Source organism: Nocardia asteroides, from assembly GCF_900637185.1.
Classification (GTDB): domain Bacteria; phylum Actinomycetota; class Actinomycetes; order Mycobacteriales; family Mycobacteriaceae; genus Nocardia; species Nocardia asteroides.
Genome location: NZ_LR134352.1, coordinates 6,854,972 through 6,871,441 on the forward strand (window position 1 = coordinate 6,854,972; position 16,470 = coordinate 6,871,441).

1 protein-coding gene (running past one end of the window) is annotated in these 16,470 nt (G+C 71.5%); it reads right to left on the reverse strand.

Annotation, left to right across the window (positions count from 1 at the left end):
- A protein-coding gene (locus EL493_RS31760) for a non-ribosomal peptide synthase/polyketide synthase (RefSeq protein WP_022566223.1) crosses the window boundary here: on the reverse strand, window positions 1–16,470 show its 3' portion. The gene runs 27,321 nt beyond the window's last position; only the last 16,470 of its 43,791 coding nucleotides appear in the window; its start codon lies off the right edge, out of view — the gene reads right to left on this strand; its stop codon occupies window positions 1–3.

The following is a 16,470-nucleotide window of genomic DNA, read 5'->3' on the forward strand; positions in this document are numbered from 1 at the left end:
CTACTTCGCGACGACGATCGTGATCTCGTCGTCGGCGGGGTCGGTCGAGTCTCCTTCGACCACGAACCAGTGGGTGACCTCTCCGTCGGCGAGGTCGTCTTCGACCGGGCCGGTGGGGAGGACCGACAGGGCGCCTGCGGTGGACGCGGCCAGGAATTCCTGGATGGCGGCGGGGCCGGAGGCGTGGGTGGTGTAGGTGGTGCACTCGTAGTCGATGCCATGTTCGTCGCGCAGGCGTTCGGCCAGGGCCACCGCGGCGCTCTGGGTGAGCGTCGTGGTGGTGGCGCCGGTGACCTGGACGAAGGCGGGGTGGTCCTCGGACAGGGGGCGGACGCGGTCGGCGTAGGAGACGGGATGCGCCGCGGCGGCGGCGATCTCGGCTTCCACGTCGGCCAGGACCAGCCACTGCCCGGCGACACCGGCCACCGGTTCGGCGCTGATGCCGAAGGTGGCGCCGGTCTCGGCGATCTCGACACCGGTCAGTTCACCGGCGAACAGGACCGCGGCACCGGCCTTCTGGATCGCCCAGGCGGCGAGTACCGAATCCACGCCGCGCGGCAGTGAGATCGCGACCACGTCACCGGGGCCCGCACCGCGGGCGATGAGGACGCGGGCCAGCTGCGAGGACTTGCGATCCAGCGCGCTGTAGGCGATCTCGCTGTCCCCGCGCAGCAGCGCGGGCGCTTGCGGATCGGCTTCGACGACCTCGGCCAGCACCTTGGCGACGGTCTGCGCGCCGACCCCGGTGACCGCGACCGGGGCCGAAACGGCCGCGGTCACACCGGATTCGGCGAGCAGCTGGGCGCGTTCACCCGCGTCGAGGATGTCGATGTCGCCGACCAGGCCGGTCGGGTTGTCGAGCAGCTCGTCGAGCACCCGCAGCAACCGCGCGGACAGGGTGCGGACCTCGTCCTCGGTGTAGGTGCTGCGCAGGAAGCGCAGGGTGATCTCGATGGTCGACTCGGCCATCACCACCAGCGTGAGCGGGTAGTGCGTGGCGTCGTCGAGGCCGACGCCGGTGACCTGCATGCCGTCGATCGAGCTCGCCGCGGTGACGGCGTCCTTGTCCATCGGGTAGGACTCGAACACCAGCAGCGTGTCGAACGCCGCGCCGGCGCCCGCCACCCGCTGGATGTCGGACAGGCCGACGAAGTGGTGGCTGAGCAGGTCGGCCTGCTCGGCCTGCACCCGCTTGGTCAGCTCCTCGGCGCTGATCCGGTCGTCGATCTGGATCCGCACCGGCAGGGTGTTGATGAACAGACCGACCATCGACTCCACGCCGGGCAGTTCGGCCGGGCGGCCGGACACGGTCGCGCCGAACACCACGTCGTCGCGGCCGGTGAGGCGGCCGACGACGATGCCCCACGCGGTCTGCAGCAGCGTGTTCACGGTGACGCCGAGTTCACCCGCGTGCTTGCCGAGCGCCCTGGTGCGGTCGTTGTCGATCTCGACGACGACCTTGCCGATCTCGTAGCGCTCCTCGGTGCGCGGCGCGGGCGCCAGCTGGGTGGGGCCCTCGACCCCGGCCAGCGCCTCGGCCCAGGTCCGCAGCGACACTTCGCGATCCCAGCCGGACAGCCAGGACAGGAAGTTGCGGTACGAGGCCACTCGCGGCAGCGCGGTGAGATCACCGTGCACCGCGTAGAGGACCAGCAGGTCGCGCATGAGCAGCGGCATGGACCAGCCGTCGATCAGGATGTGGTGCACCGTGATCGCCAGGTGCGCCTGCTCCGGACCGGTCTTGTACAGGCCGAAGCGGATCAGCGGCGCGGTGGCCATGTCGAACTGGTCGGCGCGGTCGGTGACGAGCAGCTGCTGCATGCGCGGCAGGCGTTCGTCCTCGGGCAGATCGGTCAGGTCGACCTCGCGCCACGGCACCTCGAGCTCCGACAGCACCACCTGCACCGGCTGACCGGCCGAGTCGGTGACGAACGCGGTCCGCAGGTTCGGGTACCGGTCCAGCACCGCCTGGGCGGCGCGGCGCAGCCGTTCGGTGTCGAGCGTGCCGGTCAGGTCGAGCACGGCCTGCACGGTGTACACGTCGACGGTCGCCGAGCTGAGCATGGCGTGGAACATCAGGCCCGCCTGCAGCGGCGAGAGCGGCCACACCTCCGACAGCGCCGGATAGGTGCCTTCCCACAGCTCGATATCGGACTGCTGCACCCGCACCAGCGGCATGTCGGACGGGGTGAAACCACCCGCGTCGGTCCGCCGCGCGTGGGTGGCCAGCGCGGTCAGCGCGGCCACGAACAGGTCGGCGAAGCGCTGCGCCTGCTCCTGGGTGAGCAGCCCGGTCGGGAACGCGATGTTCGCGCCCAGCTGCGGGCCCTCGTCGCCGTCGTTGACGATGGCGTTGATGTCCAGCGTCGCGTTGGCGGGCATGTCCAGGTCCATCTCGGCGTCGAGCTGACCCAGATCAGCCACCGGCACCCAGCCCAGCTCGGCGAGTTCGGCCGGGATCTCACCGGCCGTCGCGCGACCGAGGTAGTTGAAGCTGATCTGGCCGACGGACGGCAGATCGGCACCCTCGGTGGACAGGTACTTGAGCATGCCGTAGCCGATGCCCTTGTCGGGCACCGCGAGCATCTGCTCCTTGACCGACTTGATCAGCTCACCGAGCACGGCGCCGCCGGCGAAGGCGTCGTCGAGATCGGCGCCGGCCAGGTCGAGCCGGACCGGGAAGGCGGTGGTGAACCAGCCGACGGTGCGCGAGAGGTCGGCACCGGCGACGATCTCCTCCTGGCGGCCGTGGCCCTCCAGCTTGATCAGCGCCGCGGTCCCCGATTCGTCCTCGCGCCAACGCGATACGGCCAGCGCGAGCGCGGTGAGCAGGCCGTCGTTGACGCCGCCGTGGTACAGGCCGGGGATGGCCGTGAGCACCGCGTCGGTGACCTCCGGCGACAGGGTGACCTGCACCCGGTCGACGGTGGCGAACGTGTCGACCCGCGGGTCGAAGGCGCGCGCGCCCAGCTGCGGGTCGGCGGTGGCCGAGACCTCACGCCAGAACGGCAGTTCCGCCCGGCGATCGGTCGACTGCTCGACCAGGCTGTGCGCCCAGCGCCGCATCGAGGTGCCGTTGACGGGCAACGCGACCTGCTGGCCGGCCGCCACCTGACCCCAGGCCATGGCGAGGTCCGGGATCAGGATGCGCCAGGAGACGCCGTCGATCACGAAGTGGTGACCCACGATGAGCAGCGCGTCGCGGCGGCGCGGACCGTCGGCGTTCTCGCCGAAGGCGAACCACACGAACTGCACCATGGCCGCGTTCGCGGGATCGAGCCTGCCCATGGCCTCGTCGTATTCGACCGAGGCCAGCTTGGACAGCTGCTCGTCGCCGATCTCGCCGGGCACCTCGACGCGGCGCACCAGCGCGGCCACGTCGACCTCGCCCGGCGCCAATGCCTCGAAGACCCAGCCCTTTTCGGGATCCTTGGCCACCCGCGAACGCAGCACGTCGTGGTGGTCGAAGACCGCGCCGACGGTGGCGTGCAGGACGTCCTCGGTGAGGTTCTCGGGCAGGCGCAGCACCATCGACTGGGAGAACCGGTCGTAGGTGGAGCCGCTCGCCAGGATCTGGCGCATGATCGGCAGCATCGGGATCTCACCGACGCCACCGCCTGCCAGTTCCTCCAGCACGATCTGGTCGGCATCGCCGGCGAGCACGGCGATCTCGGCCAGCCCGGCCACGCTGCGCTTCTCGAAGACGTCGCGCGGCTTGAACAGCACGCCGCGGTCCTTGGCGCGGGAGACCAGCTGGATGGACAGGATCGAGTCACCGCCGAGGGCGAAGAACGAATCGTCCAGGCCGACGGCGTCCACACCGAGCACCTCGGCGAAGACGGCCGCGATGATCGCCTCGACTTCACCGGTGGGCGTGCGGAACTCGCGCGGGGCGAGGACCGGCTCGGGCAGCGCGCGCCGGTCGAGCTTGCCCGCCGGGGTCAGCGGGATCTCGTCGAGCACCATGACGGCCGCGGGCACCATGTGCGCGGGCAGCTGCTGCGCGGCGTACTCCACCAGCTCGGCCGGGTCGGCGGCCGCGCCGGGGGTGGCCCGGACGTAGGACACCAGGATGGTGGCGCCCGCGTCGGTGGTGCGGCCGATGGTGGCGGCGAACTCGACGTCGTCGTGCGCGGTGAGGACCGCGTCGATCTCGCCCAGTTCGATGCGGAAACCGCGGATCTTCACCTGGAAGTCGTTGCGGCCCACGTATTCCACGACGGACTTGCCGTTCACGGTGCGCCAGGCGACGACGTCACCGGTGCGGTACAGCCGCTCGCCCTCGGCGTAGGGGCTGGCCACGAAGCGTTCGGCGGTGAGGCCGGCGCGGTCGTGGTAGCCGCGCGCCAGCGCGACGCCACCCAGGTACAGCTCACCGGCCACGCCCGCGGGGACGGGGCGCAGGCGGTTGTCGAGCACGTACACGGTGGCGCCCGCGATCGGCCCACCGATGTTCATGGTGTCGCCGGGCAGCAGCGGGTCGGAGAGGTTGGTCGCGATGGTCGCCTCGGTCGGGCCGTAGGCGTTGTAGAACCGGTGGTGCGCCGGGTCGGTGCCCGCGCTGTGCCAGTTCGCCACCAGGTCGACGGGGGCCTTGTCGCCACCGACGATCAGCGCTTCCAGCCCGGCCAGTGCCGCGGGCTCCATCGACGCCGCGACCAGCGGCGTGAGGAACACGTGGGTCAGTTCCTGGCCCACGATGATCTCGGCCAGCTCCTCGCCGCCGACCACGCCGACCGGCGTGATGACGAGCGCGCCCGCCGAGCCGACGGCCAGCAGGAACTCGAGGATCGACGCGTCGAACGAGGGCGACGCGAACGCCAGCGTGCGCGCGTCCGACCCGAGCCCGAACTGCGCCACCTGGGCGGCGGCGAAGTTGGCCACACCGGTGTGGCTGACGACGACGCCCTTGGGCAGACCGGTCGAGCCCGAGGTGTAGATCATGTACGCGGTGTTGGTCGTCCGGACGGCACCGTTGCGGTCCGCGTCGGTGACCGGCTCGGCGGACTGCCGGACGGCCTCGGCCTGCAGGACCGCGTCGTCGAGCACCAGCCACTCGCCCAGCGCGGGCGCGGGCAGGTGGCCGGCCTCGGCGGCGATCGTGATGCCCAGTGCCGCACCCGAATCCGACATCATGTGCGCGATGCGCTCGGCCGGGTACTTCGGGTCCACCGGCAGGAACGCCGCGCCGGACTTGATCACGGCCCAGATGGCGAGGGTGGTCTCCAGCGAGCGCTGCATGGCGATGGCGACGACCGTCTCCGGTGCGGCGCCACGCGCGATGAGCACGCGGGCCAGACGCGAGGACGCCGCGTCGAGCTCGGCGTAGGTGAGCGCCCGGGCGTCACCGGCGTCGACGAGCGCGCCGACCAGTCCGATGTCGGCCGACTCGCCGGGGGCGACGATCGCCTGACCGGTCGGGTTGGCCGCCACGGCCTGGGCCAGCAGCTCCGGCAGGGTGCTCGTCGACGCGGCGGGACCGCCGGTGCGGGTGAGCAGTTCGGTGCGCTCGGTGCCGTCGAGGAGTTCGAGATCGCCGACCGGGGTGGTGGTGTCGGCGACGACCGCGGCGAGCAGACGCTGGAAGCGCTGCGCGAACTTCTCGACGGTGGCCTGGTCGAACAGGTCGGTGGCGTAGGAGAACTCGGCGTAGGCGCCGGCGTCGTCGCCCGCCGCCGCCTCACGGACGGTGAGCAGCAGGTCGAACTTGGCGGTGTCGACGTCGAAGTCGACGGCCGAGACCGACAGGCCGGGCAGTTCGAACGCGGCGTCGGGCAGGTTCTCGAACGACAGCGCCACCTGGAACAGCGGGTGCCGCGCGGTGGAGCGCTCGGGGTTGAGCAGTTCCACCAGACGCTCGAACGGGATGTCGGCGTGCGCGAAGGCGGCCAGGTCGGCCTCCTTCGCCCGGTCCAGCAGCTCGGTGAAGCCGAGCTGGCCGCCGACCTGCGTGCGCAGCGCGAGGGTGTTGACGAACATGCCGATGACGTCGTCGAGTTCGGCTTCGCCACGACCGGCGATGGGGGTGCCGATGACGATGTCCTCGGTGCCCGACATGCGCGCCAGGAACACCGCGAGGGCGGTGTGCACGACCATGAACAGCGTCGCGTTCTGTTCCCGGGCGATCGCCGAGAGGCCGGCGTGGATCTCGGTGTCGATCGGGAACAGGACCCGGCCGCCCGCGAAGGACTGCGTGCTCGGACGCGGCCGGTCCAGCGGCAGGTTCAGCTCGTCGGGGACGCCGGCGAGCGCGCGCTTCCAGTAGTCGGCCTGCTGGGAGATCAGGCTGGTGTCGTCGGCTTCGGAGCCGAGGACTTCGCGCTGCCAGACGCTGAAGTCGGCGTACTGCACCGGCAGCGGTGCCCAGCCCGGCCGTTCCCCGGCGGCGCGGGCGGCGTAGGCCACCATCACGTCGCGGGTCAGCGGGCCCATGGACCAGCCGTCGGCGCTGATGTGGTGGGCGACGAAGACGAGCACGAACTCGTCGTCCGCGAGGCGGAGCAGCTTCGCGCGCAACGGAACTTCGTCGAGTACGTCGAACCCGGTGGAGATCAGGCCGGCGATCCTGTCGGGGACCTCGTCGGGAGCGACGGTCTCCGGCGTGAGGTCGGGGACATTGCCCTCGACCGGCAGGATCACCTGGTGCGGGGTGCCGTCGGCCGACGGGTACACCGTGCGCAGGGTCTCGTGCCTGGCCAGCACGTCGGCGACCGCGAGCTGCAGCGCCTCGACGTCCAGCGCGCCCGTCAGGCGGACGGCGACCGGGATGTTGTTCACCGCGGAGCTGGTGTCGAACTGGTTCAGGAACCACATGCGCTGCTGTGCCAGCGACAGCGGCACCTGCGCCGGACGCGGTCCGGCGACCAGCGCGCGCCGTCCACCGGCGCCCGCGCCCTGCTCCACCTTCACCGCGAGCCCGGCGACCGTCGAGGCCTCGAACAGCAGGCGCACGGGCACCCGGCTGTCCAGGGCGGCGCCGAGGCGGGCCGCGACCTGAGTGGCCAGCAGCGAGTTGCCACCGAGGGCGAAGAAGTCGTCGTCGGCGCCGACGCGCTCGGCGCCGAGGACGTCGGCGAACACGCCCGCCACGATCTCCTCGATCGGGGTGGACGGCGCGCGGAAGGCCTGCGCCTCGAACTCCGGCTCCGGCAGCGCCTTGCGGTCGAGCTTGCCGTTGACGTTGAGCGGCAGCGCGTCCATCACGACGAACGCGGCGGGCACCATGTACGACGGCAGCCCGGCGGCCAGCGTCGACTTCACCTGCGCCACATCGAGATCCGTACCGACCAGGTAGGCGACCAGGCGGTCCCCGGTGCGCGGGTCGGACTTGGCGATGACGGCGGCCTGCGCGATCTCCGGCAGGGCCAGCAGCGCGGCCTCGATCTCGCCGAGCTCGATGCGGAAGCCGCGGATCTTCACCTGGAAGTCGGTGCGGCCACGGTAGTCGAGTTCGCCGTTCTGCCAGGCCACCAGGTCACCGGTGCGGTACATGCGGGTACCCGGGGTGAACGGGTTGGCCACGAAACGGTCCGCGGTCAGGTCGGGGCGGCCGAAGTAGCCGCGCGCCAGCTGCGCGCCCGCCAGGTACAGCTCACCGGCGACACCGTCGGGCACCGGACGCAGCCGCGCATCCAGGACGTACACCTGGCTGTTCCACTCGGGCGCGCCGATGGACACCGAACCCTGGTCGGCGGCGTTGACCCGGTGCGAGGTGATCGACACCGCGGCCTCGGTGGGGCCGTACAGGTTGAACAGCTCGGTACGCGGGAACGCGGTGCGGAACTTCTGCGCCAGCGCACCGGGCAGCGCCTCACCGATGGCCAGCACCCGCCACAGCGAGTCGGGCATGCCCGCCGCCAGCAGCGCGTCGAGCATCGAGGGCACCACGTGCAGGGTGGTGACCCACTCGCGCGACATCAGCTCGTTCAGGTACGCCGGGTCGCGGTGGCCGTCGGCCGCGGCGATCACCAGGCGGCCACCGCAGACGGCGGCCGACCAGAACTCCCAGACCGAGAGGTCGAAGGTCGCGGCGGTCTTGAGCAGCACCGCGTCGGCGGCGTCCATGCCGAATTCGACCAGCTTCCACTGCAACTGGTTCGCGATGGCACCGTGCGGCACGGCGACACCCTTCGGCCGGCCCGTCGAACCGGACGTGAAGATCACGTACGCGGTGTGCGCGGGCAGCAGCGGCTCGGTGCGCTCGGCATCGGCGATCGGTCCGGCGCCGAGGGCTTCGAGGTCGAGTTCGTCGATGCGCACCAGCGGCGCGACCGCGGTGTCGAACTCGGCCTCGGCGTTGGTCAGCACGCAGACCGGTGCCGCCGTCTCCAGGATGTAGGAGGTGCGCTCGGCCGCCTGGTCGGGGTCGACCGGCACGTACGCGCCACCGGACTTGGCCACCGCGTACATCGCGACGATCAGGTCCACCGAGCGGCGCAGCGCCAGCGCCACGCGGGCCTCCGGGCCCACACCCAGCGAGATCAGGTGGCGGGCCAGGCGGTTCACCCTCGCGTCGAGTTCGGCGTAGGTGAGCTGGGCGCCGTCGTCGGTGACCAGGGCGGTCGACTTCGGATCGGCGGCCACCGAGGCGTCGAGCAGCGAGACCAGGGTGGCCGCGGTGTCGACGCGGGAGCCGGTGGCGTTGCGGGTGTCCAGGATCTGGGTCCGCTCGGCCGGGGCCAGCAGTTCGATGTCGCCGACCGCGGTGCGCGGGGTGGCCACGATGGCGCCGAGCAGCCGGACGAACCGCGCCACGAAGCCCTCGACCGTGGCGTGGTCGAACAGGTCGGTGGCGTAGGTGAAGATGCCCGAGATGCCCTCGGGCTCACCGGCGTCGCCGTAGCGGTCGGTGGCGATCAGGTGCAGGTCGAACTGCGACAGCTGCGAGTCGATGTCGAGTCCGGAGACCGTCAGGCCGGGCAGCTCCAGGGTGGCGCGACTGAGGTTCTGGAACGACAGGCCCACCTGGAACAGCGGGTGACGCGCGGTGGAGCGGACCGGGTTGAGGACCTCGACCAGGCGCTCGAACGGCACGTCGGCGTTGGCGAAGGCCGCGATGTCGTCCTCGCGCTGGCGGGCCAGCAGCTCGGTGAACGCCTCGCCGCCGTCGACCTTGGTGCGGAACACCAGGGTGTTGACGAACATGCCGATCATGTCGTCGAGGACGGCCTCGCCGCGACCGGCCATCGGAGTGCCGATGGCGATGTCGTCGGTGCCCGACAGGCGGGCCAGCAGCACGGCCAGCGCGGTGTGCACGACCATGAACAGCGTGGCGCCCTCGGCGCGGGCCAGTTCGACCAGCGCGCGGTGGGTGTCGGCGTCGATCTGCACGTCGACCTTGCTGCCCGCGAAGGTCTGCACCGCCGGGCGCGGACGATCGGCGGGCAGGTCGAGCTGATCGGGCAGCTCGGCCAGCGCCTGCTTCCAGTGCGCGACCTGCTTGGCGGCCATCGAGTCCGGATCGTCCTCGCTGCCGAGCAGTTCGCGCTGCCAGATGCTGTAGTCCGCGTACTGCACGGCCAGCGGAGCCCAGCCGGGCTCCTGACCGGTCGAACGGGCGGCGTAGGCGGTCATCAGGTCGCGGGTCAGCGGGGCCACCGAGGAACCGTCACCGGAGATGTGGTGCACGACCATGGCCAGGACGAACTCGTCGGTGCCCGCCACGCGGAACAGCGCGACCTTCAGCGGCACCTCGACGGTGACGTCGAAGATGGTCGACATCAGTTCGGCCACCGCCGTTTCCACCTCGTCGGCGGCTACGGTGCGCTCGAGCAGTTCCGGCGCGGCCTGCGCGGGCGACAGGATCACCTGTGCCGCACCGGCTTCGGTCTGCGGGTAGACCGTGCGCAGGATCTCGTGGCGCGACACCAGATCGGTGATCGCGGCGCGCAGCGCGGCTACGTCGAGGTCGCCGGTGAGGCGGACCGCGACGGGCACGTTGTAGGCCGCCGACTGGGTGTCGAAGCGGTTGAGGAACCACATGCGCTGCTGGGCCAGCGAGAGCGGGATGTGCTCCGGCCGCGGGCCCGCGGTGAGCGCCTTGCGGTCGCCGGTCTCGGCGTGCTGCTCGATCCGCTGCGCGAGGGCCGCCACCGTGGACGCCTCGAACAGCAGGCGCACGGGGATGCGGGTGTCCAGCGCCTCGCCCAGGCGGGCGGCGACCTGCGTCGCCAGCAGCGAGTTACCGCCCCAGGCGAAGAAGTCGTCGTCCAGGCCGAAACGCTTGTCGGCGTCCAGGCGCAGGACCTCGGCGAAGGTCGCCGCCACGAGCTGTTCGCTCGGGCTGACCGGCGCGCGGAACACGGCCTTCTCGACCTCGGGCTCCGGCAGGGCCTTGCGGTCCAGCTTGCCGTTGGCGTTCAGCGGCAGCGCGTCGAGCTGCAGGAACACTGTCGGGACCATGTAGGACGGCAGTTCGGCGGCCAGCGCGGTGCGCAGGGCCAGCTTGTCGACCTCGGCGCCGGCCACGATGTAGGCGACCAGGCGGTCACCGACCACGGGATCGGTGTGCGCGAGCACCGCGGCGGAGGTGATGCCGTCCTGGCGCAGCAGGGCGGCCTCGATCTCGCCGAGCTCGATGCGGAAGCCGCGGATCTTCACCTGGAAGTCGGTGCGGCCCCGGTAGTCCAGTTCGCCGTCGGCATTCCAGGCCACCAGGTCACCGGTGCGGTACATGCGCTCGCCGAGGGAGGAGAACGGATCGGCGACGAAGCGGTCGGCGGTCAGATCGGCACGGCCGTAGTAGCCGCGCGCCAGCTGGGTACCGGCGAGGTAGAGCTCACCGGAGACACCAACCGGCACCGGCCGCAGGCGCGAATCCAGCACGTAGACACGGCTGTTCCACTCCGGCGCGCCGATCGACACCGACACCTGGTCGGCGTCGGTCACCGCGTGACTGGTGATCGAGACCGCGGCCTCGGTCGGGCCGTACAGGTTGAACAGTTCGGCGGTGTTGGCGGTGCGGAAACGCTGCGCGGTGGACGCGGGCAGCGCCTCACCGATGGCCAGCACCCGGCGCAGCGTGCGCGGCAGCGCCGCACCGGATTCGGTGAGCAGCGCGTCGAGCATCGACGGCACCACGTGCAGCGTGGTGACGCCGGTGGCCCGCATCAGATCGTTCAGGTAGGCCGGGTCGCGGTGGCCGTCGGCGGTCGCGACCACCAGGCGGGCGCCTGCGACGGCGGCGGTCCAGAACTCCCAGACCGAGAGGTCGAAGGTGGCGGCGGTCTTCAACAGGATCGCGTCGTCGGCGCCGATGCCGAATTCGGCCGTCTCCCACAGCAGCTGGTTGACGATCGCGCCGTGCGAGACCGCCACGCCCTTGGGCTTGCCGGTGGAGCCGGACGTGAAGATCACGTACGCGGTGTTCGCGGGCACCAGGGCGCCGCGACGCTCGGTGATCGCCGTCGCGTCCACGGTGCTCAGGTCGAGCTCGTCGAGGACGACCACTTCGGCCGCCGCCGTGCGGAATTCGGCGTTCGCCGTGGTCAGCACCACCGCGGGCGCCGCGGTCGCCAGGATGTAGTCGGTGCGCTCGGCGGGCTGATCGGGGTCGATCGGCACGTAGGCCGCGCCGGTGCGGGCCACCGCGTACATGGCGATGATCAGCTCGGCGGAGCGGCGGATGGCCAGCGCCACCCGATCCTCGGTGCCGATGCCCCGCGAGATCAGGTGCCGCGCGAGGCGGTTCACCTCGGCGTCGAGCTCGGCGTAGGTGAGCTCGCGACGGCCGTCGGCCGCGTCGGCCACCAGGGCCACCGCGTCCGGCGTGGCCGCCACGGTGGCGTCGAGCAGCGACACCAGGGTGGCGTCGGTGTCGACAGCCTGGGCGGTGTCGTTCCACGCGGTGACGATCTGGTCGGCTTCCGGGGCGGTGAGCAGGTCGATATCGCCCACCGGGACGCTCGCGTCGGCGGCGACCGCGTCGAGCACCAGCAGGAAGCGGTCGGCGAAGCTCTGCACCGTCGACTCGTCGAACAGGTCGATGGCGTAACCGAATTCGGTGACCAGCTGGGCCGGGGTGCCGTCGTCGGTGTAGCGGTCGTAGAGGGTGACGTGCAGGTCGGTCTTGGCCAGCTGCGAGTCGTAGTCCACGGCGCTGACGGTCAGTCCGGGCAGCTCGAAGGTGGTGTCGGCCAGGTTCTGGAACGACAGGCCCACCTGGAACAGCGGGTTGCGCGCGGTCGAGCGCACCGGGTTGAGCACCTCGACCAGGCGCTCGAACGGCACGTCGGCGTTGGCGAACGCCTCCAGGTCGCGTTCGCGCACGTCGGCGAGCAGCTCGGCGAAGGTGGCACCGGAGTCGACCGCGGTGCGGAACACCAGGGTGTTGACGAACATGCCGATCAGGTCGTCGAGTTCGCGTTCGCCACGGCCCGCGATGGGGGTGCCGACCGCGATGTCGTCGGTGCCGGACAGGCGCGCGAGCAGCACCGCGAGGGCGGCGTGCACGACCATGAACAGCGAGGCGTTGTTGGCCCGCGCGAGTTCGTGCAGCGCGGCGTGGCGCTGCGGATCGATCTCGAAGCGGATCGCCTTGCCCTGGAACGACTGCGCGGGCGGGCGCGGCCGGTCGGCGGGCAGTTCCAGCTGGTCGGGCAGCCCGGCGAGGGCCGTGCTCCAGTAGGCGACCTGCTTGGCGGCGGGCGATTCCGGGTCCGACTCGTCGCCCAGGACCTCGCGCTGCCACAGCGCGTAGTCGGCGTACTGCACCGGCAGCGGCGCCCACTGCGGCGCCTCGCCCTGCACGCGGGCCACGTAGGCGGCCATGATGTCGCGCGCCAGCGGGCCCATCGAGGAACCGTCGGCCGAGACGTGGTGCACGGTGAACGCGAGCACGTGGTCGGTGTCGGAGAGCTTGAACAGCGCGACCTTCAGCGGCACCTCGACGGTGACGTCGAAGGTGGTCATCGCGAATTCGATGACGGTGCCGAGCAGATCGGCCTCGTCCACCTCGATGTGGTGGACCACGGCACGGCTCTGCGAGACCGGCAGGATCACCTGGTGCGGACCGTCGGCCGAGCGCGGGTAGGTGGTGCGCAGCATCTCGTGCCGGGCGAACACATCGCCGATCGCCTGCTCGAGCGCGGGCACGTCGAGTTCGCCGGTGAGGCGCACGGCCAGCGGGATGTTGTCCACCGCGGAGGTGGACGTGTCGAACTGGTTGAGGAACCAGTAGCGCTGCTGGGCGGGCGAGAGCGGGATGATCGCGGGCCGCTCCCCCGCCGTCAGGCGCGGACGGGTGCGGCCGGAGCCCGCGTTGTGCTCGGCGCGAGCGGCCAGCGCGGACACGGTGGACGCCTCGAACAGGTCGCGGACCGAGAGCTGGGTGTCCAGGGCCGCGCCGATCCGGGCAGTGACCTGGGTGGCCAGCAGCGAGTTGCCGCCGAGTTCGAAGAAGTCGTCGTCGGCGCCGACCCGGGTCACCCCGAGCACGTCACCGAAGGTGCCCGCCACGATCTCCTCGATCGGGGTAGAGGGCGCGCGGAACACCTTGGCCTCGAACACCGGCGCGGGCAGCGCCTTGCGATCGAGCTTGCCGGAGGCGTTGAGCGGGAAGGCTTCCAGGATCACGTACGCAGTCGGCACCATGTAGCCCGGCAGCGCGCCGCCGAGTTCGGTACGAACAGCGTCCAGGTCGACGCTCGCGCCGGCGGCCGGGATCAGGTAGCCGACCAGCTGGTCGCCCAAGCGCTCGTCGGAGCGCACGACCACGACCGACTGGGCGATCGACGGCAGCGCGGTGAGCGCGGACTCGATCTCGCCCAGCTCGATGCGCAGACCGCGCAGCTTCACCTGGAAGTCGGTGCGGCCCAGGTACTCCAGCTCGCCCGCGGACGTCCAGGTGACGAGGTCACCGGTGCGGTACATGCGGGCCCCGTCGGCGCCGAACGGGTCGGCGACGAAGCGGTCGGCGGTCAGGTCCGGACGGGCCACGTAGCCGCGCGCCAGCTGGACACCGGCCAGGTACAGCTCGCCGGGGACGCCGACGGGCACCGGGTGCAGCCGCGAATCCAGCACGTACACCTGGGTGTTGAAGACCGGGGCGCCGATCGGCACCGAGGTGGTGTCGGCGTCGGTGACCTCGTGGAAGGTCACGTCGACCGCGGCCTCGGTGGGGCCGTACAGGTTGTGCAGGGCCGCGCCGGTGAGCGCACGCAAGCGCTGTGCGGTGGGTGCGGGCAGCGCCTCACCCGAGGCGAAGACCAGGCGCAGGCTGCTCGCGGTCGTCGTGCCCTCGGCCAGTGCCACGGCGGCGGTCTCGACCAGCTCGGCCACGAACACCGACATCATCGACGGCACGAAGTGCGCGGTGGTGACGCCCTCGGCGGCGATGATCGCGGCCAGGTAGGCCGGATCACGGTGCCCGTCGGGCTTGGCCACGACCAGGCGCGCGCCGATCTGCAAGGGCCAGAAGAACTCCCACACCGACACGTCGAAGGTGGCCGGGGTCTTCTGGAGAACCACGTCGGCGGCGGTGAGGCCGTAGGCGGCCTGCATCCACACCAGGCGGTTGACGATCGCGCCGTGGCTCACCGCCACACCCTTGGGGCGACCGGTCGAGCCCGACGTGAAGATCACGTAGGCGGTGTTCGCCGGCCGCAGCGGGGCGATCCGCTCGGCATCGGTGACCGGCGCGTCGGAGTACGCCGACAGGTCCAGGCTCTCGATGTGCAGCGCGGTGGTGGAGCCCGCGTCGAACTCGTCACCGGCGGTGGTCAGGACGCACACCGGGGCCGCGGTCTCGAGCACGTAGTGGGTGCGCTCGGCCGGGTGGTCGGGATCCAGCGGCACGTACGCGCCACCGGCCACGCTCACCGCGTACATGCCGATCACCAGGTCGAGCGAGCGGCGCATGCCGAGCGCGACCATGGTGTCCGGGCCCACGCCCTGGGCGATGAGGTGCCGGGCCAGGCGGTTCACCTGCGCGGCGAACTCGGCGTAGGACAGAGTCGTCCCCTCGAAGGTGAGGGCGATCGCGTCCGGGCTGGTCAGCGACTGCGCCTGGAACATCGACACCAGGGTCGCGGCCGGGTCGACCGGGTGCTCCGTGGCGTTCCAGCCGGTGACGACCTGGCGGTATTCGGCCGGGGCCAGCAGGTCGACCTCGCCGATCGCGCGCTCGGGCGAGGCCACGACCGCGGTCAGCATCCGCACCAGGCGCTGCGCGAGCGCGGCGACGGTGTCGGCGTCGAACATGTCGGTGGCGTAGGCGAACTCGGCCGCCATGCCGTCGGCGGAACCGTCGGGACGGTGCCGGTCGGTGAGGTTCAGGTGCAGGTCGAACTTGGCGGTCACCACGTCCAGCGGGACACCCGCGACCTCGAGGCCGGGCAGCTCGAAGGAGGCCTCGCCGGTGTTCTGGAACGACAGCATCACCTGGATGAGCGGATGCCGCGCCTGCGAACGGGCCGGGTTGAGGATCTCCACCAGGCGCTCGAACGGCAGGTCGGCGTGGCCGAACGCGGCCAGGTCGCTCTCCCTGGTCTGCGCGAGCAGGCCGGTGAACGGCTGGGCCGGGTCGACGGCGCTGCGCAGCACCAGGGTGTTGACGAACATGCCGATCGCGTCGTCGAGCACCGCCTCACCACGACCCGCGACCGCGGTGCCGATGGCGATGTCGTCGGTGCCGGACAGGCGCGCCAGCAGCGCCGCGAACGCGGCGTGCACCACCATGAACAGGCTGGCGCCGTGTTCGCGGGCCAGCGCGTTCAGGCCGGCGGTGAGCGCCGGGTCGATCGAGAACTCGTGCACGCCACCGCGGTTGGAGGCCACGGCCGGGCGCGGACGGTCGGTGGGCAGGTCCAGCTGGTCGGGCAGGCCGGCCAGGTTGGCCGACCAGTAGGCGACCTGCTGGGCGATCATCGAGGACTCGTCGGACTCGGCGCCGAGGGTCTCGCGCTGCCACAGCGCGAAGTCGGCGTACTGCACCGGCAGCGGCGCCCAGCCCGGCGCCTCACCGCGCGAGCGCGCGGCGTAGGCGATCATCACGTCGCGGGCCAGCGGACGCACCGACCAGCCGTCACCGGAGATGTGGTGCACCACGAACACCAGCACGTGGGTGTCGGGGTGCGAGCCGTCCATCGAGCCCGCCACGCGCAGCAGCGCGGCACGGACCGGGACCTCGGCGGTGACGTCGAAACCGGCTAGCACCAGTTCGCTGATCCGGTCGCGGATCTCGTCCTCGCCCACGGTGATCGGGCTCAGCGCGATCGGGACCTGGTTGGCGGGCAGCACCACCTGCACGCCCTGGCCCTCGGCGGTCTCCGGGTAGACGGTGCGCAGCACCTCGTGCCGCTCGACCACGTCGGCCACGGCCTGGCGCAGCGCCTCGATGTCGAGGTCGCCGGTGAGCCGCACGGCCAGCGGGATGTTGTTGACCGCGGTCGCGCTGTCGAAGCGGTTGAGGAACCACATGCGCTGCTGGGCCAGCGAGAGCGGGATCTGCTCCGGGCGCGGTCCGGCGACAAG